Genomic DNA, 24,895 nt, shown 5'->3' with positions numbered 1-24,895 from the left:
TCGCAAGCGGGCCCGGGTACAGCCTTTCTTTCACGCGTTGGGGTTTTGCTGCTCTGGCGTCTGGGGACCGTCCAGCGCTTCCCGGAGTTTTTGGGACAGCTCGTGGGTGAAAAACGGCTTGCGCAGGAAATGGATGTGTCCGTCCAGCACGCCGTGATGGGCGATGACGTCGGCCGTGTACCCGGACATATACAGCAGTCGCATCTCCGGGCGGCGGAGTGTGAGTCGGCGCGCCAGATCCTTGCCGTTCATTTCGGGCATGATCACATCCGTCATCAGGAGGTCGATCCGACCGGTGAACTGCTCCACCTGGAGGATGGCCTCGCCCGGCGACCCCGCGCTCAGCACCCGGTACCCCAGGGTTGTCAGCATGGTTCGGCTGAGTTCAAGAATGCTGGGATCGTCTTCCACCACCAAAATGGTTTCGCCCCGACCCGGCAAGGGGGGCTCTGGCCTCACTTCCTTGGTCCAGGCGACGCCCGGCCCCTGCGCCGGCAGGTAGACGCGAAAGGTTGCGCCGCCGCCCGGCGCGCTTTCGGCGACAATGACGCCCTGGTTTTGCTGGACAATGCCGTAGACCGTGGCCAGGCCCAGACCGGTGCCGAGCACCCCTTTGGTGGTGAAAAACGGTTCAAAGATGTTTTCGATCAATCCCGGTTCCATGCCGCAGCCGTTGTCGGCGACGCTCAACACCACATGCGCGCCAGGCTCAAGGCCGGGATGATTGGCGCAAAAGGCGGCGTCAAGCCAGGTGTGGCTGGTGGCGATGGTGATGGCGCCGGCGTCGTCAATGGCGTCGCGGGCGTTGACGCAGAGGTTGGCCAGGATTTGATCGATCTGCGCCGGATCCATTTTGATCAGCGGCAACTCGGGTTGCGGCGACCAGTGCAATTCAACGGATTCGCCGATTAGCCGCCGCAGCATCTTCAGCATCCCGTCGACGGTGGCGTTGAGATCGAGGATTTTCGGGGCAATAGGCTGCTTGCGGGAAAAAGCCAGCAACTGGTGGACGATGTCGGCGGACCGCATGGCCGCTTCGTGAATTCTGCCAAGGTCCGCATGCACCGGATGGTCGGGATCCATTTTATCGAGCGCCATTTCGGCATAGCCGATGATCACCGCCAGGATGTTGTTGAAATCGTGGGCCACGCCGCCGGTCAGGCGTCCGACGGACTCCATTTTCTGCGCTTGCAGATATTGCGCTTCGAGCTTGAGCTGGGCGGTGATGTCCCGCTTGATGGCCACAAAGTTAACGATGGCGCCGTGGTGGTCAAACACCGGCGAGATGGTGGCCTCTTCGGTGTATAGCGTGCCGTCCTTCTTTTTGTTGACCATCCGTCCGGTCCAGGTCTGGCCGCCGGTGATGGTTTGCCACAGCGTTTCGTAGAAGGTTTCGTCGTGCTCGCCGCTTTTGAGGATGCGCGGGTTTTGGCGGATGACCTCGTCGACCGCGTATCCGGTGACGCGGACAAAGGCCGGGTTAGCGTACTGGATGTTGCCGTCGGGGTCGGTGATGACGATCACCTCGCCGGCCTGTTCGATGGCCACCTTGAGTCGTTCAAGGTTTGCTTCAGCCTGTCGTTTGCGGGTGATGTCGCGGGTGATGGAAATGATGTGGGGCACATGGTCCAGCATCAGGGTCCGCGCCGACAGCAGGCCGGTGGCGAGGCTGCCGTCTTTTTTGCGGAACACGGCTTCGAGATTTTCGCAATAGCCGTCGGAGTGCAGGGCGTCGACCATCCGTTGGCGGTCGGCAAGATCGGTCCAGATGTTGATGTCGAGGGTGGATTTTCCGGCAACGTCCTGGAGGGTAAAACCGGTCAGGTCGGTGAACCCCTTGTTGGTCGCCACATAAAGGCCGTCTGCGAGCCGGTTGATGTTGACTGCGTCCGGGCTGGCGTCAAAGGCCAGGGCGAATTTTTTCTCGCTTTCGCGCAGGGCCTGCTCGGTTCGTTTGCGCTCGGTGACGTCCAGGAAGACCGATTGATAGGAGCCGTCCGGCATCATTTTGGTGCGCATTTCGACGTGTATCGTCTTGCCGTCTGATCGTTCCAGGGTCCGTTCGCTGACCACGATGTCTCCCAGCTGGAGCAGATCAAAGCGCAATGGGGTAGCGGCCAGGCTGTCCCGGGAAAAGGGCAGTTCGCTGATGTGCTTGCCGACAAAGTCAGCCCGTTCCATGCCCAATATGAGGCACATATGGTGGTTGCCGTCAAGAATGACGCCGTTATGGTCCCCCAGAAGAATGCCGTCAACCGCCAGTTCGATCAGTGCCCGATAGTGGGCCTCGCTGTTTTGCAGGGCCATCTCCGCCTGCTTGGAGGCGGTCGTGTCAAGGGCGGTGAAGGTGATCCCATCCGCCGGATCCTCGGCGTTCAGAGGCGAGGAGTTGAGGCGCACGTCGATGAGTGTCCCGTCTTTTCTTTGCCACCTCGTTGTTATTGTTCGTGATTCGTACTGGATGATTTGAGGGTGTTTTTCAATGTCGACGAGCTCGTAGTCAGCGTCGCAGGGGTACAGCATACGGGCGCTCCGGCCAATCAATTCCTTGCGGGCATAACCGGTCATGGCGCACAGGCGGTCGTTGGCCGCCACGATGGTTTGGTCCTCGATCACCCCGATGCCGATGGGCGCGGCGCGGAAAATGGAGCCGAGATACTGATTGTTTGTGCTGAGGGCCTGCTGGGCCTGGTAAATCCGACCGGTTTTTTTGCGAAACAAGACGAACAGGAGCAGGGCGGTGGCGACCGCGAAAACACAGTCCTTGCAAACGTGGGCAACAGATTGGCTGGGACTGTGCGGCAAGAGAACCGCAATGGCCTGATTGGATAAGCCGATCCAGAGGGCCGCCATACCCAAATAGGCCAGGGCCCATCGGGCGGCGGCCCTGGTCGGTTGGGAGGGCCAACTTTTGCTGATCGTCGGAAAGGAACGGAGCGAGGTGTTCAAGGGCATAACCTTGTGGAGATGATGTGGCAACGGGTGCATGGTGCGTTGCATCAAACAAATCCGGTTATGACAAAAACTTCAATCAATACCTGAGCGCATTGGCGTTATTGCACACTTTAAATTTTCTGCTCCCACGCAGTGGGAGTTCTGCGGCCAAAAGGCGAGGGTGGATTATTTCACAATGTATCGTTGTCCGTCTCCGCTGATATAGTCGAGCATTTTTTTGACGCCCTCGGACGGCGCGCCCTTGGTGATCAAGGTGATGGGCCTGCCGATGTCGGGCGTCGTCGGACTGTTGACCAGATAATCCACCTGGGAAAGGGTTCCCAGGCCAACGCCGCCTGGATTCCGTATGACCCTGCTTTTTACGTCTTCAGCCGTGGTTGCCGCCATTGCTTTTGGGGTGAATTCGGCGCTTCCCATGACTTGCCGGCGAAAAACCGATTGAGTCCCCGGGACTTTGCTGCCCAGGATGACCACGATGGGCTTGTCGGGCCCCCCAACTTGCTGCCAATTTTGGTGCTTGCCCGTGAAGATGGCAACGAGCTGCTCTTTGGAAAGCGACGTGACTGGCACGTCCGTGTTGGTAAGAATTTTGATTTTGTCTTCGCCGATGACCCAGTTTTTGTACACCGACGGGTCGGCAATGGGATACCCTTCCTTGGCCATCATTTCCATCCAATCAGGAAAAGCAACGCCGCCAACGGCACAGTGGATCTTGCCGGCATCCAAATCCTTCAGGGCCTGAACGGGTCCGCTGTCAACAATATCCAGCTTGATGTCCAGGTTCTTGGCCAACTGAAATTTTATTTTCTTAAAGATGTTCTCTGCCGCCGCCGCCCCGGTTCCAATTTTAATTTCTTCGGACCAGGAGGCGGAGGCCATCCCCATAATCAATGCCGCCGCAACCATAGCTTTGAAAAAAAGTCGTCCTTTGTGTCTCAACATGCGCTCTCCTTTCGTTTTTGGGTGGTGAATGACAATGTGGTTTCATTATAGGACGAAAAGCAGTATCGCCAAAAAATATTTCCGGCGGAGCGCAACAATTTCTGCGTCACTTCTACGTCGGTCAGCAATGCCCGTGGCAGACCGCCCGGTGGAATGGTTGAACCCGATTGGCCTCGGTGCGCCATGCTGTCTTTGCAGAGTGCGATCAACAGATGCGTTCCGCGCAGGCTTCGCTGCGCAGGAAGAGCGATTGCCATAAAAAAAGCCAGGTCAAAGACCTGGCTTTTTTGCTGCACGCTGTGTGTAAAGCAATCAGAGTTTGCTGAGGGTATTGATCGTTTCGGCAATCTCCTCGGCGGTGACGCTTCTTCGCACCTGCTCCATCCGCTTCATGGTTTCGGCAAAGCGGATGCCCTCGGCGGCGCTGATCCATTCCAGTTGCAGCCGTTCCGGACGCAGGCCGATCTTCTCCATCTTCTTGTGGATGCGGGCCACGCGCTTCTCGGTCCAATGATTGGCGTCGATGTAGTGGCAGTCGCCGATATGGCAGCCGCTCACCAGCACCACCGGAGCGCCCTTGCGGAATCCCTCCCAGATGAACTTCTCATCCACCCGGCCGGAACACATCACCCTAATCAGATGCACGTTGGCCGGATACTGCAACCGGCTGACGCCGGCGTAATCGGCCCCGGCATAGGAGCACCAGTTGCAGGCGAACGCCAGGATTTTTGCTTCCGGGGCGGTGTCGAGCATGGTGTCGACCTGGCCGAGGATCTGGGCGTCGGTGAAGTGGTTCATGGTGATGGCGTCGAACCGGCACTCGGCCGAGCAGGTGCCGCACCCGGCGCAGGCCGCCGAATTGACCACCGCCGGTTTTTTGTTCTTCACGTCCACGGTGATCGCGCCATACGGGCAGACCTCGGCGCATTTGCCGCAGGATTTGCACTTCTCGGCAATGATCACCGAGGTGATCGGCTCGGTGGTGATCTCACCCTTGTGCATCACCCGGATCGCCCGCATGGCCGCAGCCGAGGCCTGGGTGACGCTGTCCTTGATGTCCTTGGGCCCTTCGGCGCAACCGGCAAAGAAGATGCCGCGGGTGGCGGCGTCGACCGGTTGCAGCTTGGGATGGGCCTCAAGGTAGAACCCGTCTGCGGTCAACTGCAAGCCCATGATCTCCTGCAGCCGCTGGGTCGAGGGCGCGGGTTTGATCCCCTGGGCCAGGACCAGCATGTCGAGGTGGTGGTATTCGAGCTTGCCGGTGGCCGCGTTTTCCACCGCCACCCGCAGGGATTTCTCGCCGGTTTCCTCAACCGAGCCGGGTAGCCCCCGGATGTACTGGGCGCCCATGCGGCGGCTGCGGGTGTAGAGGTCCTCGAACCCTTTGCCAAAGGCGCGGATGTCGATGTAGAACACTTTGACCTCGACGTCAGGATAATGCTCCTTGATGATGAAGGTCGATTTAATGGTGTTCATGCAGCAGACGTTGGAGCAGTAACGGGCGCCCTTTTTAGCCGACCGCGAGCCCACGCACTGGATGAACCCGACCGATTTCGGGTGCTCCCGATCCGAAGGCCGCACCAGCGAACCCTTAGTGGGACCGCTGGCGTTGACCATCCGCTCGAACTCCAGACTGGTCATCACGTTGTCGAACCGGGTGTAGCCGTACTCGTCCATCTCGGTCGGATCGTAGGGCACAAGCCCGGTGGCCACGATGATGGTGCCAACCTCCTCGATGATCTCCTCGTCCGACATGTGAAAATTGATGCATCCCTTGCTGCAGACCTCAACGCACTTCGAGCAGACCGCCGGGTTGTGGCCCAGGCACTCCTTGGCGTTGATCAGATAGGAAGAGGGCACCGCCTGGGGAAAGGGCGAGTAAATCGCCTTGCGCGAGCCCAACCCCATGTTGAATTCATCGGGCCGCACCACCGGGCAGACCTTGGCGCACTCGCCGCAGGCGGTGCAACTGGTCTCATCGACATAGCGGGCCTTCTTTAAAATTTTAACTTTAAAATTGCCGACATACCCTTTCACATCGACAACTTCGCTCAACGTCAACAGCTTTATCCGTGGATGTCGACCGACATCCGTCATCTTAGGACCTAAGATTCAAATAGAGCAGTCCATGGTGGGGAAGGTTTTGTCGATCTGGGCCATAACCCCGCCGACCGAAGGGCTCTTCTCCACCAGGGTGACGTCGTAGCCGCTGTCGGCCAGATCAAGCGCCGCCTGAATGCCGGCGATGCCGCCGCCGATGACCAGGGTTTTTGGGGTCAAGGGCAGAGTTTCCTCGGTCAGCGGCTGCAGGTGACGCACCCGCGAAATCGACATGTTGACCAGGGTTTCGGCCTTGAGGGTGGCGCCGGCGTGGTCGTTCATGTGCACCCAGCTGCACTGCTCGCGCAGGTTGGCCATGTCGAGCATGTAGGGGTTGAGCCCCACTGAGTCGATCATTTTTTTGAAGGTGGACTCGTGCAGGCGCGGCGAACAGGAGGCGATTACAATCCGGTCCAGGCCGTTGTCGATGATGTCTTGCTTGATCTGCTGCTGTCCCGGCTCGGAGCAGGCGTAGACAATGTCCTTGGAAACGACGACGCCGTCTTCGTTCTCCACGGTGCGGGCAACGCGACTGCAGTCCACGGATTGGGCGATATTGAGGCCGCAGTGGCAGACGTAAACGCCGATGCGGGGATCCTTGGTTGGTTTTGACATGGTAGTTCTCCAATAACGAGCTGGTTGGCTTGTTCGTTGTTTAGTCTGTAGCTCTTTAGCTTTGTAGTCTGCAGCTCTTGAGTCTGGAGGGTTTTGCCTGACAGACTCAACCGCTCCAAACTCTCAACCTCATCTCATTCCCAGCGGATGGTCTGGGCGATGACGCTGGTCAGATCCATCAGTTCAATGCTGAGTTGTTCGCGGCGGAAGGGGTCTTCCATGGCGCATTTGAGGTGAATCTGGCATTTGGGGCAGGCGGTGACCATCAGGTCGCTGCCGGTGGCGTGCGCCTGTTCCAGGCGCTTGACCTGCAGGGCCTTGCTGTAGGAATCGCAACCGGTCCAGGCGCTGTTGCCGCAGCAGATCGCGGCCCCGCCGGATTCCTTCATCTCGGTGTACTGTACCGGTTTGAGCCGTTTGAGCAGTTTGCGCGGCAGATCGGTCCGGTCGCACAGACGGCCCAGCCGGCAGGAATCCTGAAAGGTGATCGAACGATCCAGCGGTTTGAAGCCGACTGCGCCCTTGTCGATCTGTTCCTCCAGAAAATCGTAGAGATGCACCACCTTGAAGTTGGGCTTCAACCCCTGCTCGGCATAGGTGGCGTGCAGGGTCATGTAGCATTCCGGGCAGGTGGTGATCACGGTTTCAATGCCGAGTTGGTTAAGCTTGTCGACGTTGAGCCGGGCTAGCCGCATGAAGTTGTCCTTGTCGCCGGACCACAGCAGGTCGTGGCCGCAACAGCGCTCGTCGGCCAGCAGTCGGGGGGCGACGTCGAAGAAGTTGAGCAGTCGCAGGCTGTCGAGGAGAATGCGGTTGGTCTCCACTTCCATGCGCTTGCCAAAGAAGATGTCGTAGTAGGGGGCGCAGCCGCCAAAGAACAGGGTGGTGCTCTCCGGATCGATGCGGATCTCCTCGGGCAGGCTGGTCCACCGTTTGGGGGTGATGGCGGTTGAGGTCATCGAGCGCATCAGCGAATGGAAAAAGCCGCCGTGCACCTCATGGCCGGGCAGTGCGGTCTGGCGGTAGAGGTGGCGCAGATCCTTGATAAAGGCTGGGAAATTGACCGCCGAGGGGCAGCGGTCGTAGCAGAGCCCGCAGGTCAGGCAGGACCAGGCGTTTTCCTGGACGCCGGGGGCGTGGATGCCGCCGGTGATCACCGCCGAGGCAATGGCGCGCGGCGAGAAGGGCTTGCCGATCAGGGCCAGGGGGCAGGCCGAGGAGCACTTGCCGCAGTCCTGACAGGCGTGGATGTCGTAGGTCTCGACCAACTGCTGCAGTTCCTGCTTGCGCGCCGCCAGATCCGGAACCGGAACCACCGGCGCGGCGGCGATGCCGGCCGGGCCGAGTTTGCGGACGTTGGCGCTGAAATCCTCAAGGAAGGCGAGCAGCTCCTCGGATTGTTCCGGGAGAAAGGCGGCAAAGCGCATCCGCTCGCCGCCCAGACCCATGATGTCGAGGATCTCCTGCACGTCCTGGGTGTTGCGCTGCGAGGTGGCGGTGCCGCTGCCGTAGCGGCAGGTTCCCGGCTCGCAGCCAACCAGGGCGACGCCGTCGGCCCCCTTGGCAAAGGCCTTGAGCATCATTGCCCGGTCGATGCGGCCGGTGCAGGGGGTGCGCACCATCCGGATCTCATTGGGGATCGGACGCCGCTGGTCCTGCAGGGTGAGGAAGGCGGCATGCGCCCCCCAGTTGCAGAGAAAGAGAAGAATATTCAATGGATTGTCGTTGGTTGGATTATTCATGGGCGCTGTCCTTGGCGAGCAATTCCTCGAGAGCCTGTTCAAGATAGGCCCGGTTGCGGTAGGGGCTGTCGGCGGCGCCGGTGGGGCAGACCGACAAACAGTTGCCGCATCCCTTGCACAGGGCCTCGTCGATGTGGGCGTGCCAGCCTTGGATTGCATTGGGCTGCAGGGTCACCGCATGGTAGAGGCAGACGTTGGCGCACCGGCCGCAGCCCCGGCACAGTTTCTGATCAATGGCTGCGGTGAAGCCCTTGGATTGTCGCGGGCCGCGCGGCATGGCCGCCGCCACCATCACCGCCGCCGCCGTGCCTTTTTTCAGCTTGGAGACGTTGATGTCCTGCGGTTCGGCCAGATACAGGCCGGGCACCGAGGTGGTGCAGGGGTAGGCAAAGGGAATGCCGTTGACCCCGCGCTCCTGGATCTGCGGTTCAACCGTGTAGCTCGGCAGCCCTTCCTGATGAGTGTAGGCGATCCGCCGTCGGGCCTTCTCGCCCAGGATGACGGTGCCGGCCCGCAGGATCTGGCTGTGATCCTCGGATTCGATCAGGATCTGAAAGTCGCCGATGGTGCCGCGGATGCCTTTGACGTTCCAGTCCGGGAAATTGTGGATGTTGGGATGCTCGACCAGATCCTTGAGCGGCTGCTCGACGGTGCCGAAGCGGAACACCTCATGGTCGGTGTCGGCCAGGGTCAGGGCGCTGGTGGTGGTGGCCAGGGAATTGCCGATCACGGCGGCGGCAAAGTTGTAGTTGCGGTCCACCGCCAGCAGCGGCTTGAGGGTCAGGGTTCGCTTGATGGAACGTTGCAGCAGACCTTTGAACCGCTCCAGGGCAAGCGTCGGGTTGGCCTCCACCAGGCGGAGGATCTCGCCGCGCAGGTTGCAGGTCTCGACCATGGAGCGGCTGATGCCGGTGCCGTGGAAGAGATTGTTTTTCAGTCGGCTGCGCTGGTCGGTGCAGGAACTACAGACAAAGTTCAGCGGGCAACAGACGCAGGAGGCCAGCACCAGCCGGGTGATGCCTTTTTCCCGCACCGCCCGGATGATGGCGGAAGAGCCTTCCTGGACGCAGGCCGAAGTCAGCATTTCGGTGTGGACAATGGCCGGGTTGGCGCTGCTCAGTTGCTCGAGATGAGCGCTCATGCCGTCCAGCCAGCCGAGCGAATCGTTGCAGCGACAGACAAAAACGCCGATGCGAATTTCCGGCGACAGGCCGGCGTCCGGGATGGAGAGCGACAGGCCGTGGCCCTTGGTCTTTCGCGAGGCGCCGCCGAGCAGCAGCATGGTGCGGGCGGCGGCGTCAAAACCGCGCACGATCATGTCGTTGACGTCGGGCCGTGCCGCCTTGGGACCGTAGGCGCGGATGATGTCGTCGCCCTTGATGTTTGGGGCCATGTTGGGGTCGGCGACAATCACCGCCCCGCATTGCTCGACGATCTCTTCTTTTTCCTGGAAATGGTCGATGGCCTTGAGCGCGCCGCAGGCCGCGACGCACTGCAGACACTCGGAGCAGACCCCGCACTGCAGGCAGCGGCTGGCTTCGGCGGCCACCTGCAGGCTGTTGAAGCCCAGGGAAACCTCGTGAAAATTACTGGCCCGTTCGGCCGCCTGCCGCTCGGGCACGGCGGTGCGCGGCGCCTTGGGCAGGTCGTCCGGGATGCAACGGAAATCCTTGGCCTCCGGCCGGGAAACCGGCTGTTCTTCCTTGATCCCGCTGAGGTCAAAGTGGATGGTGCGGGCGACCTTGCGGCCCGAAGCCATGGCCTTGACCACCGAGGAGGGCCCGGAGACGGTGTCGCCGGCGGCGTAGACCTTGGCCGCCGAGGCGTGCAGATCGTCGTCGGTTTCAATGAAGCCGCGCTCGCTGACCGCAATCCGGCCGCCGAAGCTCTCCTGGGTGAAACCGCCGACCTGGCCAATGGCGACAAAGGCGCGGTCAAAGGCCAGGGCAAAGGGCTGCTCGCCTTCAGCCACCACCGGCCAGGCCACGCCGCGCGCGTCCGGTTTGCCGGGCACGGTGCGCATGCACTCAACGTGACTGAACCTGCCGTTTTCGCCCCGGAAGGCGACCACCTGGCTGGCGTCGATGATCGTGACGCCCTCTTCAAGGGCTTCGCGCACCTCGTCTGGATCGGCCGGGATGTGCTCGGCTCCGAACCAGGAAACAATGCTCACCTGCGCCCCCATGCGGGCCAGGGTGCGGGCCAGATCAAAGGCCGAGTTGCCGTCGCCGACCACCGCCGCCCGTCCGGGCAGGCTGGTCAGGTTTTCCCATTGCCGACGGGCCAGGAAAGAGAGACAACCCTCAACGCCGTTCAGGTCTTCGCCGGACACGCCCATCTTGCGGTCGTGCCAGGCGCCGGTGGAGAGCACCAGGGCGTTGTATTCGCCGGTCAACCGGTCAAGGTCGCCGGCCAGATCAATCGGCGTGTTCGGGGCAAAGGCAACGCCCATCTGTTCGATCAGTTTGATCTCCCGATCGAGAATGTCCGCCGGCAAACGGTGGGCGCCGATGCCGTAGCGCAGCAGCCCGCCGATCTCGGCGTGTTGCTCAAACACCGTGACCCCGTAGCCCTTGCGCGCCAGATCGGCGGCTGCGGCTATGCCGGACGGACCGGAGCCGATGATTGCGATTTTTTCAGACCGGGTCGGTTCAGCTTGAGCCAACGCGGTGTGGGCCGCTGCCTGGCGGGCTGCGTCGGCGCCTTCAAAGTCGGCCAGGAACCGTTTGATGGAGCGAATCGCCACCGGATCGTCGACCCCGCCCCGCCGACAGGCTTCTTCGCACGGGTGGGTGCAGACCCGGCCGCAGATGCCGGGCAGCACGTTGTCCTTGCGGATCAGGGCCAGGGCTTCGTCGTACTTGCCCTGCGCCGCCAGGGCGATGTAGCCCTGGGCGTTGACCCCCAGCGGGCAGCTTTCCTGACAGAGCGGCTGTTTGCGTTTGTCGATGTAGGGCCGGCCGGGCAGACTGGTGCGGGCATAGTAGCGCAGCGCCTTGCCGTTTTCCGGATGCTCCACCGGACAGACGGCCACGCATTTGCCGCAAAGGGCGCAGCGGTCGGCGTCGATGAAGGTCTGCTCCTGATCGATGCGGACGCTAAATCCCTGGGGGGTGTGCTTGATGGCGGTGATCCGCGCCGGCAACAGGGTGCGAATCGAGCTGTTGCGCATGATCCGGATCAGGCCGGGCCGGTGGGCGGAGTTGAAGCTCAGGCCCGAGGCCAACCGGTACTCGTCGCTGGCCAGCTTGCGGTCCAGGTCGGGGTCGGAATCAATCAGGGTGACCGGGATGCCCAGTTCGCCCAGCTTGCAGGTGGCGGCGATCCCTTCCGGCGTGGCGCCGGCGACGATCACCCGGTAGAGGCGTTCTTTCTGTCGTTTCATTGCGCCAAGGCTCCTGTCTGGCCGGCGGCCCGTTTTTCCCGGCCCTTGAGGGTGGAGAGGCCGTAATCAAATCCCTTGGTAAAGGCCTCGATGTTGCGCTCCTCGGTGCCCTTGGGCACAGACTTGGCAATGGTCGCCTGGGCAGCCTTGCTCGACACCGCCTCGGTGATGGCGGTGCAGAAACCCAGCATGATGATGTTGGCCATCATCTTGTTGCCCAGGTTCTCGGCCATACGGGTGGCGGGGATGGCAAAGTGGTCGCAGGGCACGTTTTCCGGATGCACCAGATCTTGGTCAACCAGCAGCACCGACTCGGGCAGCAGGGCCGGAGCGAATTTGTCGTACCCGGCCTGGGACATGGCCACCAGGATCTTGGGGGTGTTGACGTAGGGGTAGTGGATCGGCACGTCGGAAATAATCACCTGGGCGTTGCAGGCGCCGCCGCGCGACTCCGGGCCGTAGGCCTGCACCAGGGTGCTTTCCTTCTTGTCGCCGAGCGAGGCCGACATGCCGAGGATGCGGCCGGCAAGGATGATGCCCTGGCCGCCGAAGCCGGTAACGATGATCTCGGTCCGGTTGATTGTTGTTTGTGTACTCATGGTCGTGGTCGTTACCAAAGCGTGAGGGATGGGGAAAATCAGTCGTCGCTGCAGGGGCGGTGGAGTTCGGCGTAGCGGTCGTCGCAGGTGGAGCGGTCAATGTCGATGAACTTGCCGATGACCACGCCTTTGTCGAAATCAATGTCCGCAAGTGCTGGGTTGGCGCCGTTTTTAATGATGGTCCGGTCCTGGTAGAGCTTGAGGGTGTCCAGCGGCTTTTCCTTGTTGCGGCGGCCATAGTTGATCGGACACGGCGACAGCACCTCGATGAACGAAAACCCCTTGCGGACAATGGCCTCGTTGATGGCCGTGGTCAGGTCGCGGGTTTGGAGGATGGTCCAGCGGGCCACGTACGAGGCTCCGGCGGCGTAGGCCAGCAGCGGCAGATTAAAGGGCGCGTCCGGGTTGCCGAGCGGCGTGGTGGTCGACTTGGCCTTGTTGGGAGTGGTGGCCGCGCATTGACCGCCGGTCATGCCGTAGGTGAGGTTGTTGACGCAGATCACGGTCAGGTCCATGTTCCGTCGGGCCGCGTGGATGAAGTGGTTGCCGCCAATGGCAAACAGGTCGCCGTCGCCGGAAAAGACAATCACCTTCAACTCCGGGTTGGCCATCTTGATGCCGCTGGCAAAGGGGATGGCCCGACCGTGGGTGGTGTGAAAGGAGTCGAGCTTGATGTAGCCCGCGCCGCGCGCCGAACAGCCGATGCCCGAGACCATGGTGAACTTGTTGTAGGGAATCTCGGTGGCCTTGATGGCGCTGAGGCAGGAGGAAAAGACCGTGCCGATGCCGCAGCCCGGACACCAGATGTGGGGGATGCGCTCGGTGCGGATCAGGTCGTCCAGCGGATGTTCCGGCTGCTTGGCTAATTTTTTCGGATTGGAAGTCATAGTAGGTTGTTTAGGTTGTTGAGTCTGTAGGTTGTTTAGCCGGTAGATGAATAGGTTGCTGCAATCTGTAGATTGTTGGATCTGTTCGATATCTTGTCGTAGCTCGAAAGCTAAATAGCTACAAACTAAATCGCCAAATAGCTAGCCGCCTACAGACTAAACTCCTTCTGTATACACTCCAGCACCTTGTCCGGATGGATGATTTTGCCGCCGGCGCTGCCGACAAGCAACGCCTTGGCCTTGCCGCCGGCGCAGCGTTCGACCTCGTAATGGATCTGGCCGAGATTGATCTCCACGGTGACGAAGCCTTTGACCCGGCCGGCGATCTCGCGGATCATGGCCTCGGGAAAGGGCCAGACCGTGACCAGTCGCAGCAGGCCGGCCTTGTAGCCCAGGGCTCTCGCCTGATCGACGGCGGCCAGGCCGGTGCGCACCGAGATGCCATAGGAAACGATCACAATGTCGGCGTCCTCCATGCGGTAGCTCTCGGTTTCGATGATGTCGTCGAGGTTGTTCTGAATCTTGCCCTTGATCCGGGTCATCATCTCTTCCTGGGCCTCGACGGTCATGGCCGGATAGCCGCGCTCGTCGTGGGTCAGGCCGGTGACGTGAATGTTGTAGCCGTCGCCGATGGAAGGCATGGGGGCCACGCCGTTGGGACCGGGTTCGTACAGCTTGAACCGGTCCTTGCGGCCGGTGGGTTTGGGCCGGTCGACCAGTTTGATCTTGGACGCATCGGGAATGACCACCTTCTCGCTCATGTGACCGACAATCTCGTCGGCCATGATCAAAACCGGCACCCGGTATTTTTCGCTCAGATTAAAGGCGCGAATGGTCTGGTAAAAACAGTCCTGGGGCGAAGACGGGGCCAGGGCAATCAGTTCGTAATCGCCGTGCGAACCCCAGCGGGCCTGCATCATGTCGCCCTGGCCGGTCTGGGTGGGCAGGCCGGTGGAGGGGCCGGTGCGCTGGACGTTGACGATCACGCAGGGGGTCTCGGTGCAGACGCCCAGACCTAAGTTTTCCATCATCAGGCTGAAGCCCGGGCCGGAGGTGGCGGTCATGGATTTGGCCCCGGTCCAGGCGGCGCCGAGGATCGAGGCAATGGCCGCGATCTCGTCTTCCATCTGGATAAAGGTGCCGCCGACGTCGGGCAGTCGCTCGGCCATGTGCTCGGCGATCTCGGTGGCCGGGGTGATAGGGTAGGCGCCAAAGAATTTGCACCCGGCGGCGATGGCGCCTTCGGCGCAGGCAACGTCGCCGGTGATGTAATGTTCGCCGGTGAAAACAGCAGGTTTCATAACACGCTCTTGGTTCGTTGAGGGATTATTTGGAGGCCGCCGCAGAGTCCGTTTCCACCGAATAGATGGCAAATTCGGGACAGATGATCTCGCAGTAGTGGCAGTTGACGCACTCGCCGGGTTTGGTGACCGTCGGCGGGTGATAGCCCTTGCGGTTGAACTTGTCGGAAAACTGGAGGATGTCTTTGGGGCAGAACGCGATGCAGTAGCCGCAGCCTTTGCACCGGTCGTCGATGATGCACACCGTGCCCCGGGTGACCTGGATCTCCTGGGCGTCAAGAGGTGTTCGCCAAAATGCCATGTTGCCTGCCTGTGATGGTAAAGGTTGCGGTAAAGGTTGCCCGGCGCGACCGGTGAAGAAGGGGAGACGGATCGGCGCACGGGAAAAGCCGGAGGCCGCACTGCCTCCTTTCTGCGAAGTCTTGAAATAAACTGGAAAAGAATGCATGTGTCAAGCGCTTGCAGGAGCTTGCTGCAAAAAAAATGAGACTGTGTTGTGGTTTTGTTGACAGTGTCTCATTTTTTGCCATTTTGCTTCATTTTTGTTGGTGAGTGTTGCTTGGGCGGGGCCGATGGGTGCCTGCGGTGATGAGAGTCCGTGGGGGCTCGTTCGTGTTCGTTCAAACCCGCGCACCTCTCTATTCGTGTCATGGGGCCGGATTGTTTGCCGGCGCGCACTGGACAGGGGAGAAGAGAACGGCCTATACTTAAACATAGCTGAACATAACTGAACATAACCAGCGCGGATAAAGAGCCACAGCGCGTCAGCGCTTCCAGGGCCATCGGTTTGTTTGTGCCGCAAGCGCCCATAACGAGAGGAAAAAGGTTGCCCCATGCTGCAGCGAATACGAATTAAGACCCGGATATTGCTTATTCTCCTTGGCATTGTGGCGCTGTTTGCGGTCATGGCCCTGTTCAACGTCAACACGGTCGGGAAAATTCGTGATCTCGGCGCTGAGGCGACCGCCAAGGTGATGATGGACGACCAGAAGGCCAGAATTCGCTTGGCCAGCCACGCCATGGCCGTGGCTCTGTCCGAGGCGGTCAAGAAATCCGGGGCCAGCGCGCCGGACGAAGTGAACGATTTGTTGCGGGCCATGGTCAATCCGGCCCGTTTTGAGGAGGATCTGTCCGGGTATTTCTTTATCTACCAGGGCAACGTCAATATCGCCTTTCCGGTCAAACAGGAAAGTCAGGGCAAGGATCTGGGCGACCTCAAGGACAAGAATGGGGTCTACGTTATTCGCGAGTTGCAGAAGAAGGCGGCCGAGGGCGGCGGTTATGTGGAGTATGTCTGGCCCAAACCCGGGGCCGGCGACACCCCGAAGCTGAGCTACGCCGAGATGATTCCCGGCTTGAACATGTGGGTCGGAACAGGCATTTACATCGACAATATTGAAAAAACCAGCCAGGCCTTGCGGGCGGAGATGAACCAGCTGGCCGGCAAAAAATCGCGGCAGATGCAGTTGGTCGCTGGCCTGATATTTCTCGGCATTGGCGCCTTGAGTTTTTTTATCGCCTTGGGCATCAGTTCCGGGCTGCAGCAATTGATCCGCAGCTTCCGCGACGTGGCCGAGGGCAAGGGCGATCTGACCAAGCGCATTGACGTGCAATCCAGCGACGAGCTAGGCGAGTTGGGGAACCTGTTCAACAGCTTTCTTGCCAATCTGCAGGAGATGATCAAGAAAATTGCCGGCGAGGCGCTCGAGGTCAATCAGTCGGCTCAGTCCCTGACCGAACTGTCCGGCCAGATCAGCCGTCGGGCGACCGACACCTCGCTGGCCGCCACCAACGTGGCCAGCGGCGCCGGCGCGATGAGCGACAACCTCCAGGCGGTGGCCGCGGCCATGGACGAATCGTCGTCGAACACCGCCATGGTGGCCTCGGTGGCAACCGAGATGGCCGAGACCATTACCGCCATTGCCGCCAATGCCGAGCGTGCCAACGTCATCAGCTCGGACGCGGTGGAGCAGGCCGCCAAGGCCTCGCGGCGGATGGGCGAGCTTGGCGGCGTCGCTGCGGCCATCGGCAAGGTGACGGAAACCATCAACGACATCTCCGATCAGACCAATCTGCTGGCCTTGAACGCCACCATCGAGGCGGCGCGGGCCGGGGATTCGGGCAAGGGCTTTGCCGTGGTCGCCAACGAGATCAAGGAGCTGGCCAAGCAGACCGCCCAGGCCACCCAGCACATCAAGAGCCAGATTGAGGAGATGCAGGTGGCCACCCAGGCGACGGTTGGCGAAATCGAAGGCATTGCTGCGGTGATCAATCAGGTCAGCGAGCTGGTGGCCACCATCACCACCGCCGTGGAAGAGCAGAGCGCCGCCACCAACGAGATCGCCGTCAGCATCGCCATCGCCTCCAAGGGGCTGCGTGCGGTCAATGAGAATGTCGGGCAAAGTTCCACCGTGGCCGGCGGCATTGCCGTCGACATCGGCAAGGTCAGCCACGCTGCAGGCGCGATCACCGAATCAAGCAATCAGATGCGCGATCAGGCCGAGCACCTGCAACAGATGGCCGGCGAACTCAAGGCCATTGTCAGCCGCTTCCGCGCCTGAGCCCCGCCCGCTTCCTTTAGTCGCCCACTCCTTGATCCCGGCTGCGGCAGATTGTCGCCGCCGGGTTTTCGTCTGCCGAAGGCGCCGCCTTTTTGCGCCAGCGCCTTCGTCCTTTTTCTGCATCCCCGCCCCATATTGAAGCGCCTGCTGACTTCTTTGCTTGAAATTTTGGTGATAGGGATTATATTGACACGAAAATAAAAAACATCGTGCTTGTTTTTATTGCCTCACCCCAAGGAGGAGCCCATGCTGTTTTCCGTTTCCGGCGTCACCGTTGATCCCTGGATCCCCCCGCTGGTCGCCTTTGTCGTCTCCTTCCTTACCTCCATGGGCGGCATCTCCGGGGCCTTTCTCCTCCTGCCCTTTCAGATGTCGGTGCTTGGCTACACCCATCCTTCGGTGAGTTCCACCAACCAGCTCTACAACATCGTCGCCATTCCCTCCGGCGTCTATCGCTACTGCAAGGAGGGACGGATGGTCTGGCCCCTGACCTGGAGTGTGGTGATCGGCACCCTGCCGGGCGTGTTCATCGGGGCCTTGGTGCGGGTGACAGGCCTGCGCGATCCGCGCGCCTTCAAGCTGTTTGCCGCCGCCGTGATCCTCTACATCGCGATCAAGATGTTCAAGGATTTACGCAAGCAGTCGGCGGCCGCATCGACCGCAACAGGCGCGGCCAAAGGCGCAGCTCCCCTGGCCGCCTCCTACGGCAACCCCGCCGCCACGGTGACCATTACCCACCGCAACCTGCGGCGGTTTGGCTACACCTTTCAGGGCGAGAGCTTTGATGTTTCGGTGCTGGGGATTTTCATCCTCTGCTTCATTGTCGGCATCATCGGCGGCATTTACGGCATCGGCGGCGGGGCGATCATTGCTCCCTTCCTGGTGACCTTTTTTGGCCTGCCGGTCTACACTGTGGCGGGCGCGGCCCTGATGGGCACCTTTGTGACCTCCGTGGCCGGGGTGGCCTTCTACACCGCCATTGCCCCGTTTTATCCGCAGGTGTCAGTGGCCCCAGACTGGCTGCTGGGTGTCCTCTTTGGTCTGGGCGGCATGGGCGGGATGTATCTCGGCGCCCGCTGTCAAAAATTCGTGCCCGCCAAAGGCATCAAATGGATGCTGGTTGTGATCATGTTCTTTACCTCCCTCAAGTACATCCTCGAATTTTTCCAATAAAAAAGGCGTGTCCGCAATCTCTCGGACACGCCTTGGCCTTCTTTGCCGGCTGCTTGTTTTTTGTTTTCAGGGCTGGGCAAACAACCCCTTGATCGTCGCCGGGATAGGTCCTTTGGGCGTCAGCGTGTGGTTTTTATCGACGCTGTAGACGCCAAACCACTGTTCCGGGTCGTCCGCATCCTGGCGCAGGGCTCCTGCCGTGTCCTTGGCGCTCTTCCACCACTCGTCCTGCAACTCGAAAAAGACCATCCCGCTGAAGCGCTCCTTGCCCTTGGCGGTGCGGATGTCGCGCCACACCGACGCAAAAGTTGCCGGCACGTCCTCAACCTTGTGTCCGCCGAAACCAGGAATCTCCGGCTTGGGCGCAATCGGCGAGGTCGACAGGCCCACCTGGGTCACCAGGATAGGTTGTTTGGATTCCGCCGCCAGTTGCTCCAGATACCCCTGATAGGTGGTCCCGGTCACCGAGCCGGGCTTGGAGGTGCGCACCCCGTTGGCGTAGGTGTAGACGTTGAGGCAGAGCAGATCACCCATGTCCGGAACCAGCACGCTCTCCTGGCTGACCTCGATGTCCGGCCGGTCGCTGATCGGGCCGATGTGGGTCCAGCTGGTGTGGCAGTAGAGATGGCGGCGGCCGTAGCGGCTCAGTTCGTAGTCCATGGCCCCGTCCACCAGCTTGGCCAGCGCCACTTCGGTGGGGGTGCGGTTGGTCACGCTGAGGTGCTTGCCCTGATAGTTGCGGACCTCGGGATGGCGGGCGTCGGTGGCGGTGACGCATTTGGCCTGGAGTTCGTCGCCGATGGAAAAGAGCACCAGTCGGTCGGGACGGCCGACCTTGTAGGTGTGATCTATCACCTCTTTGATGTCGTTCAAGGTTTTTTCCTGGAAGGCCGGGGCGAGAAAATCCTCCTCATAAGCCCAGACCCAGACGTCCTGGCTGTAGACCAGATCGGTTTTGTCCAGGGCGCTGAAGAAATTGGGCGGCATCAGGCGGGGAAACACATGAACGTAGTTGGCGTTCATTCCTTTGATCAGGGCCAAATGGCTGTCGTAGCGACCGTCGTTGCCGGGCTGCGCGCCCTGCATCGGGGTCTCGCCGGGGAGAAAGGGCGAGTAGCCCATGCCCCGGAAAAAGACCGGCGTCTCCGGCTTGCTCAGGTCAACCAGAGCGCCGTCGCGCGCCACAAAGCGGTGTGGTTGGGGCGTGGCTGGGTTGAGGATCATGGTTTTGCCGGTTCCGGCGGCCGGGTCGGCGCCATAGGCAACGGCTGCGCCGGCGCAATACACGGGCAATGCGGAAAGTGTGGAAAATGCGGTAAATGCGGTAAAGGCTGCGAGCTGCAAGGGCAGGCGGCGCAGCAAGTTCGGAAAAATTCGCGTCAACATCATGGGTTGTCGGGTTGGGGGAGGGGTTGTTGGTTGATGTGCGGCGTCGGGACAATCGACAGGCTGCGTTCCGGCAGTGGCCACAGGGGTTGATTTTCAGCCCTACCATACTTTCCCCCCGCCACCAAGGGAAAGATGACTGCGGCCTGCGGACTGTCGGGTCAAACGGTTTCAGCCCCGCCGGCTAAAAAACCAATTCGCTCACTTTTCATGGTGGATTCATCATCCTTTCACAGAGCGCGGGTATTGCTCTCTCCAGGCATGGATGCAATCATCCTTTCTTTCCCTGAACCCTGGAGACGTCATGAACAAACCCATCTTTCTTCTTGTTTGGCTGTTTTTTGTAACCTTCGCGCCCCCATTGGGGGCCGAGCCCTTACCGGCCGAGCGCACCCTGTCGCCCTATTTCTTTGTTGAAGGAGAGGCGGACGGCGAGCAATTTCCCCTGCTGGGAACCAAGGTCGAGGTTGCCGTCAGCGGCGTCGTCGCCAAGGTCAAGGTGCGGCAGCAGTACGCCAACCGTGGTTCAAAGCCGATCCATGCCCGCTACATCTTCCCCGGTTCGACCCGGGCGGCGGTCCATGGCCTGAAAATGACCATTGGCGAGCGGGTCGTCGTCGCCCAGATCAAGGAAAAGGAGGCGGCTCGGCAGATCTTTGCGGCAGCCAAGCACGAGGGCAAGAACGCCTCGCTGCTCGAGCAGCAGCGGCCCAACGTCTTCAGCATGGAGGTGGCCAACATGCTGCCCGGCGACAACATTGACGTGGAGTTGGACTATACCGAGCTGCTGGTCCCCACCGAAGGCGTCTATGAATTTGTCTATCCCACGGTGGTCGGGCCGCGCTACAGCAACCAACCCGAGCAGGGCGCCCCGGCCGGCGAGCAGTGGGTGCAGAATCCCTACCTCAAGACGGGCAGCGCGCCGCGCACCGCCTTTGACCTCAACGTCACCCTTGCCGCCGGCATGCCGTTGCAGGAGGTGATCTGCACCTCCCATGCCGCCACCGTGGGTTACGATTCGCCGGATAAGGCGCGCATCACCCTCGCCACCTCCGAGTTTGGCGGCGACCGGGACTACATCCTCCGTTACCGGTTGGCGGACAAGGAGATCGCCTCCGGCCTGCTGCTCTACCAGGGCGAGGAGGAGAATTTCTTCCTGCTCATGGCCCAGCCGCCGGCCCGACCGCTACCGGCGCAGATTCCCGGCCGCGAGTACATCTTCGTGGTCGACGTTTCCGGCTCGATGAACGGCTTTCCGCTCGACGCCTCCAAACGGCTGCTCAAGGACCTGGTCGGTTCGCTCAAACCCGAGGACAGTTTCAACCTGCTGCTCTTTGCCGGCAACTCGGAGACCATGGCCCCAACCTCGGTTCCGGCCACGGCCGACAACATCCGGCGGGCTCTGGCCCTGCTTGATCGGCAACAGGGACGCGGCGGCACTGAACTGGTTCCGGCCATGCACAAGGCCCTGGCTCTGCCGCGCGGCGAATCGGTCGCCCGCTCGCTTTTGGTGATCACCGACGGCTTTATTGCCGCCGAACAGGAGGTGTTCCGCACCATTGAGGAAAATCTGGACACAACCAATGTCTTTGCCTTTGGCATTGGCAGTTCGGTCAACCGACATCTGATCGAGGGCATCGCCCGCGCCGGTCAGGGCGAGCCCTTCATCGTCACCGACCCCGGCGAGGCCCCGGCGGTTGCCCGGCGGTTTTGCGAATACGTCGCCGCGCCGGTGTTGACCGACGTCAAGGTGGAATATCAGGGCTTCTCCGCCTATGACGTCGAGCCGGTGAAAATTCCCGACCTTTTTGCCCAGCGGCCGCTGATCGTCTTTGGCAAGTGGCGGGGCGAACGAACCGGCGCAATCACGGTTTCAGGCGTCAACGGCGCCGGCCCCTACACCCAGTCCTTTCAGGTCGACACGGTCGAGCCGCAGCCGGCCAACGAGGGGTTGCGCCACCTCTGGGCCCGGGAGCGGATTGCCCGCATCTCGGACTACAACACCCGCCAGAACGACCCGGAACAGCGGGCCGAAATTGTCAACTTGGGCCTGACCTACAACCTGCTGACGGCGCACACCTCTTTTGTGGCGGTGGATGAGGTGGTGCGCAACCCCGGCGGTCAGGGCCAGGAGGTCAAGCAACCCTTGCCCCTGCCCAAGGGCGTGTCCAATTTGGCGGTGGGCGGCGGGGGAATGACGCCAATGACCGCAACCCCGGAACCGGAAACCTGGCTGCTGGCCGGTTTGCTGCTGGCCCTGGCAGGGATCCGGTTTCGGTTCGCACATCTGGTCACTCTGAGCAGCCTGCGCGCGCTTTTCCGCGCCATGTGCAGGGGCCGGCAATGAGGCCGGAATCTGGCCGCGACCTGCAGTCCTCCGCCCTCGCCAGGGTCCTGCTCGGGATTCTGGCGGTGGGCGGGGCCTGTCTGCTCAAGTTGTACTTTGGCCAGGCCGACGGCCTGCAACTGGCCTGGCTGCTGCGGCCGACCGCCGCCCTGGTGGCGCTGTTTTCGGGGCTTGAGTTCGTCTCCCAAGGGGTTGAGGGATTCCACAACGCCGCCCGCAATGTGCTCATCGCCCCGACCTGTTCCGGGGTCAATTTCCTAGCAATCTGCCTGGTCACCGGCGCGTTGCCCGGCCTCCTGCGCCTGCGGTCGCTGGCCGGGCAACTCGGCTGGCTGCTGTTGATCGCGGCAAGCGCCTATCTGCTGACCCTGCTGGTCAACACCGGCCGCATCCTGTTGGCAATCGAACTTCTGCAGCTCGACGTGTACGGGGAACTGCTCACCCGCGAGCGGCTGCACCGGGTCGAAGGGGTTGTGATCTATTATCTTTTTCTTTGCTTCTTTTCTGCGGCGCTTTCCACTATGCTGAACCCAGCACCAGCGAGGCAGAAAGGGGCGGCGGTGCTTGCTAAACGGCTTTCCCTCTCGACCGCGCTCTGGCCCCTGGTCTGCTACCTTGCTTTCTCCCTGGGGCTGCCCCTGCTCAACGGGGCCTACCGGCAGCACCCTGGCCGGTTTGTCGAACACGGCCTCACGGTTTTGCTGTGCAGCGGCGGTCTGGGCCTGATGGTGGGGCTGGCGGCGCGGCTCTGGAGCAGGAAGCGGCAACGCGGTCACAACCACAACAGCGCCTATGAAACCAACCATACTCATTGTTGAGGATGAGCCGGCCATAGCCGACGCCATCCAGTACGCCCTGGAAACCGAGGGCTGCGACACCCTGGTCGTTTTTTCCGGGGCTCCGGCGCCGGCACTACTGGCCGAGCAGCGGATTGATCTGATCATCCTTGACGTCGGTCTGCCGGACATCAGCGGCTTTGAACTGCTCAAACTGATCCGCCGCGATTCGACGGTTCCGGTCATCTTCCTCACCGCCCGCGCAAGCGAGATCGACCGGGTGGTGGGGTTGGAGCTTGGCGGCGACGATTACGTGGTCAAACCCTTCAGCCCGCGCGAACTGGCCGCCAGAGTCAAGGCGGTGTTGCGGCGCAGCCGGCCGGAATCCGCGCCGCCTGCTGCCGCATCTTCCAGCCCCTCTGCCGCCGCATCGGTCTGGAGGGTTGACGAGGGGCGGCGCTCGATTGCCTTCCACGGCGAGGCCCTGGAGCTGTCGCGCTACGAATTCAACCTCCTGATCGTTTTTCTGCGCAAGCCGGGCCAGGTCTTTTCCCGCGATCAGTTGATGGCCCAGGCCTGGGACGAGCCGGACGCGAGCATGGACCGCACCGTGGACGCCCACATCAAAAACCTGCGCGCCAAGCTGCGGGCGATCCGCCCGGACCTTGATCCCATCCTCACCCATCGCGGCGTCGGCTATGCCCTCAGGGAAGGGTTATGAAGCTCGGCGCCCGGATATTTCTTGCCTATCTGCTCCTCTTTTCCCTCTGCCTGGCCTATCCGCTCAATTGGATCGCCGACACCCTTGGCGCCCGTTACCGTGAGGGCGTGGAGGATTCCTTGGTCGACCAGGCCAACATCCTGGCCGCCTTTGTTGAAGAGGAGATGCGTCAGCAGCGCTTTGCCCCGGAGCAGTGGCAGGCCGCCTTTGCCCGCATCCATGGCCGGGAGTTGGCGGCGCGGATTTATACGCTGAGCAAGCAGCGGGTCGATTGCCATGTGTACATCACCGACGCACGCGGCATGGTGGCGTTTGATTCCGAGAACCCCGCCAATGTCGGCCGGGATTACAGCCAGTGGCGCGACGTCTTCCAAACCCTGCAAGGCCGCTACGGGGCACGCACCAGCCGCAGCGACGCCAACGACGAGACCTCCTCGGTGCTTCATGTGGCCGCGCCCATCCGCATCGACGGCGCGCTGGTCGGGGTGCTCACCGTGGCCAAGCCGACCACCAACATCCGCTACTTTGTCGACAGCGCCCGGACCCGGATTTTCGGCGTTGGCGCACTTTCGCTGTTTGCCTCCGGCCTGCTCAGCCTGCTGGTTGCCGCCTGGATCACCCGGCCGATCAAACGACTGACCGGCTACGCCAAGGGCATCCGCGACGGCAAGCAGCCGCACTTTCCCCCATTGGACAGCAGCGAGATCGGCGAGATGGGCCGGGCCTTTGCCGAGATGCAGGAGACCCTGGAGGGCAAGCGCTATGTCGAACAGTACGTCGAACATCTCACCCATGAGTTGAAAAGCCCGCTCTCGGCCATCCGGGGCGCGGCCGAGTTGTTGACCGAACCCATGGAGGCGGCGCAGCGGGACCGGTTTCTGGGCAATATCCGCAGCCAGGCGCAGCGCATTCAGGAGATCGTCGACCGCATGCTGGAGTTGGCCGCCCTGGAGCACGGCAATCATCCGCTGAGAAGAGAAGGGGTGTCGATTGCCGCCCTGGTCAATACGGTGCGCGAGGCCAAGGAGCCGTTGCTGCACGGCAAACAGTTGCGACTCGCCCTACGGCTGGAAGGGGAGACGGCGTCCGGGTTGGGCATCTGCGGCGACGGGTTTCTTCTCCACCAGGCCCTGGCCAATCTGGTGCAGAACGCCATTGATTTCAGCCCGGAGCAGGGCGTGATTTGCTTGACTGTCGAGCTGGTCGGCGAGCAGATCCGCTTCACGGTCACTGATCAGGGCACCGGCATTCCCGAGTTTGCCAGGGGCAAGGTGTTCGATAAATTCTTTTCCCTGCAGCGGCCGGACACTGGTCAGAAGTCCACCGGCCTTGGCCTCAGCTTCGTCCGCCAGGTGGCCCTGCTGCATGGTGGTCAGGTGGACGTCGGCAACTTGCCCGAAGGGGG

Annotated in this window: 16 protein-coding genes; 6 read left to right on the top strand and 10 right to left on the bottom strand. The window is 61.5% G+C overall.

Going from position 1 to position 24,895, the window contains the following annotated elements:
• Positions 1-30: 30 nt before the first annotated feature.
• The 9 genes from RCH93_RS08200 to RCH93_RS08160 all read right to left on the bottom strand — a co-directional run bounded on the left by RCH93_RS08200 (position 31) and on the right by RCH93_RS08160 (position 14,827).
• Positions 31-3,000 carry a PAS domain S-box protein gene (locus RCH93_RS08200; RefSeq protein WP_306547867.1) on the bottom strand — a complete coding sequence of 990 codons (2,970 nt, stop codon included), beginning with the start codon at positions 2,998-3,000 and terminating at the stop codon, positions 31-33.
• Between the two features lie 120 nt (positions 3,001-3,120).
• A complete protein-coding gene (locus tag RCH93_RS08195; RefSeq protein ID WP_306547866.1) occupies positions 3,121-3,897 on the bottom strand; it encodes a substrate-binding domain-containing protein in 777 nt (258 codons plus the stop codon).
• Positions 3,898-4,209: 312 nt separating this feature from the next.
• Positions 4,210-6,612, bottom strand: a complete 2,403-nt coding sequence (gene hdrA2, locus RCH93_RS08190) for a CoB-CoM heterodisulfide reductase HdrA2 (protein WP_306547865.1) — start codon at positions 6,610-6,612, stop codon at positions 4,210-4,212.
• A gap of 134 nt (positions 6,613-6,746) precedes the next feature.
• Complete coding sequence (locus RCH93_RS08185; protein ID WP_306547864.1) at positions 6,747-8,354, bottom strand: hydrogenase iron-sulfur subunit; 1,608 nt, start codon at positions 8,352-8,354, stop codon at positions 6,747-6,749.
• A complete protein-coding gene (locus tag RCH93_RS08180; protein ID WP_306547863.1) occupies positions 8,347-11,739 on the bottom strand; it encodes an FAD-dependent oxidoreductase in 3,393 nt (1,130 codons plus the stop codon). Before RCH93_RS08180 ends, RCH93_RS08185 begins: the two co-directional genes overlap by 8 nt.
• Complete coding sequence (locus tag RCH93_RS08175) at positions 11,736-12,338, bottom strand: 2-oxoacid:acceptor oxidoreductase family protein (protein WP_306547862.1); 603 nt, start codon at positions 12,336-12,338, stop codon at positions 11,736-11,738. Before RCH93_RS08175 ends, RCH93_RS08180 begins: the two co-directional genes overlap by 4 nt.
• A gap of 38 nt (positions 12,339-12,376) precedes the next feature.
• A complete protein-coding gene (locus tag RCH93_RS08170) occupies positions 12,377-13,225 on the bottom strand; it encodes a 2-oxoacid:ferredoxin oxidoreductase subunit beta (RefSeq protein ID WP_306547861.1) in 849 nt (282 codons plus the stop codon).
• 149 nt (positions 13,226-13,374) lie between these two features.
• The gene (locus RCH93_RS08165; RefSeq protein ID WP_306547860.1) at positions 13,375-14,526 is read right to left on the bottom strand and encodes a 2-oxoacid:acceptor oxidoreductase subunit alpha; all 1,152 of its coding nucleotides are present in this window, start codon (positions 14,524-14,526) and stop codon (positions 13,375-13,377) included.
• A gap of 25 nt (positions 14,527-14,551) precedes the next feature.
• Positions 14,552-14,827 carry a ferredoxin family protein gene (locus RCH93_RS08160; protein WP_306547858.1) on the bottom strand — a complete coding sequence of 92 codons (276 nt, stop codon included), beginning with the start codon at positions 14,825-14,827 and terminating at the stop codon, positions 14,552-14,554.
• Positions 14,828-15,359: 532 nt separating this feature from the next.
• On the opposite strand from RCH93_RS08160, the gene RCH93_RS08155 reads away from it, so the two are divergent.
• Positions 15,360-17,087, top strand: coding sequence for a methyl-accepting chemotaxis protein (locus tag RCH93_RS08155; protein ID WP_306547857.1), 1,728 nt, complete (start codon positions 15,360-15,362; stop codon positions 17,085-17,087).
• A 246-nt stretch (positions 17,088-17,333) separates the two neighbouring features.
• Positions 17,334-18,260: a sulfite exporter TauE/SafE family protein gene (locus RCH93_RS08150; protein WP_306547856.1), complete on the top strand. Its 927-nt coding sequence runs from the start codon at positions 17,334-17,336 to the stop codon at positions 18,258-18,260.
• 66 nt (positions 18,261-18,326) lie between these two features.
• Here the strand turns inward: RCH93_RS08150 and RCH93_RS08145 are convergent, their stop codons facing one another.
• Entirely contained in the window at positions 18,327-19,649 is a 1,323-nt protein-coding gene (locus tag RCH93_RS08145) for a hypothetical protein (protein ID WP_306547855.1), read from the bottom strand.
• 301 nt (positions 19,650-19,950) lie between these two features.
• Here RCH93_RS08145 and RCH93_RS08140 point away from each other — a divergent pair, with 301 nt between their 5' ends.
• The 4 genes from RCH93_RS08140 to creC all read left to right on the top strand — a co-directional run.
• Positions 19,951-21,993 carry a VIT and VWA domain-containing protein gene (locus tag RCH93_RS08140; RefSeq protein WP_306547854.1) on the top strand — a complete coding sequence of 681 codons (2,043 nt, stop codon included), beginning with the start codon at positions 19,951-19,953 and terminating at the stop codon, positions 21,991-21,993.
• Positions 21,990-22,811, top strand: coding sequence for an exosortase K (gene xrtK / locus RCH93_RS08135; RefSeq protein ID WP_306547853.1), 822 nt, complete (start codon positions 21,990-21,992; stop codon positions 22,809-22,811). The genes RCH93_RS08140 and xrtK overlap by 4 nt, the downstream gene beginning before the upstream one ends.
• Positions 22,786-23,490, top strand: a complete 705-nt coding sequence (gene creB, locus RCH93_RS08130) for a two-component system response regulator CreB (protein WP_306547852.1) — start codon at positions 22,786-22,788, stop codon at positions 23,488-23,490. Before xrtK ends, creB begins: the two co-directional genes overlap by 26 nt.
• On the top strand, positions 23,487-24,895 hold a 1,409-nt coding region (gene creC, locus RCH93_RS08125), incomplete at its 3' end, for a two-component system sensor histidine kinase CreC (protein WP_306547850.1). The genes creB and creC, both read left to right, overlap by 4 nt.

This window comes from Desulfobulbus sp. (assembly GCF_030824455.1).
Classification (GTDB): Bacteria; Desulfobacterota; Desulfobulbia; order Desulfobulbales; family Desulfobulbaceae; genus Desulfobulbus.
This window is presented reverse-complemented; position numbering and strand designations above follow the sequence as displayed.

What these genes read in the sequence shown, in the direction of transcription:
- xrtK (WP_306547853.1), top strand. Translation starts at nt 21,990, where the DNA reads ATGAGGCCGGAATCTGGCCGCGACCTGCAGTCCTCCGCCCTCGCCAGG.
- RCH93_RS08150 (WP_306547856.1), top strand. Translation starts at nt 17,334, where the DNA reads ATGCTGTTTTCCGTTTCCGGCGTCACCGTTGATCCCTGGATCCCCCCG.
- RCH93_RS08165 (WP_306547860.1), bottom strand. Translation starts at nt 14,526, where the DNA reads ATGAAACCTGCTGTTTTCACCGGCGAACATTACATCACCGGCGACGTT.
- RCH93_RS08175 (WP_306547862.1), bottom strand. Translation starts at nt 12,338, where the DNA reads ATGAGTACACAAACAACAATCAACCGGACCGAGATCATCGTTACCGGC.
- RCH93_RS08185 (WP_306547864.1), bottom strand. Translation starts at nt 8,354, where the DNA reads ATGAATAATCCAACCAACGACAATCCATTGAATATTCTTCTCTTTCTC.
- creB (WP_306547852.1), top strand. Translation starts at nt 22,786, where the DNA reads ATGAAACCAACCATACTCATTGTTGAGGATGAGCCGGCCATAGCCGAC.
- RCH93_RS08160 (WP_306547858.1), bottom strand. Translation starts at nt 14,827, where the DNA reads ATGGCATTTTGGCGAACACCTCTTGACGCCCAGGAGATCCAGGTCACC.
- RCH93_RS08170 (WP_306547861.1), bottom strand. Translation starts at nt 13,225, where the DNA reads ATGACTTCCAATCCGAAAAAATTAGCCAAGCAGCCGGAACATCCGCTG.
- RCH93_RS08145 (WP_306547855.1), bottom strand. Translation starts at nt 19,649, where the DNA reads ATGATGTTGACGCGAATTTTTCCGAACTTGCTGCGCCGCCTGCCCTTG.
- RCH93_RS08140 (WP_306547854.1), top strand. Translation starts at nt 19,951, where the DNA reads ATGAACAAACCCATCTTTCTTCTTGTTTGGCTGTTTTTTGTAACCTTC.
- RCH93_RS08195 (WP_306547866.1), bottom strand. Translation starts at nt 3,897, where the DNA reads ATGTTGAGACACAAAGGACGACTTTTTTTCAAAGCTATGGTTGCGGCG.
- RCH93_RS08200 (WP_306547867.1), bottom strand. Translation starts at nt 3,000, where the DNA reads ATGCAACGCACCATGCACCCGTTGCCACATCATCTCCACAAGGTTATG.
- RCH93_RS08180 (WP_306547863.1), bottom strand. Translation starts at nt 11,739, where the DNA reads ATGAAACGACAGAAAGAACGCCTCTACCGGGTGATCGTCGCCGGCGCC.
- RCH93_RS08155 (WP_306547857.1), top strand. Translation starts at nt 15,360, where the DNA reads ATGCTGCAGCGAATACGAATTAAGACCCGGATATTGCTTATTCTCCTT.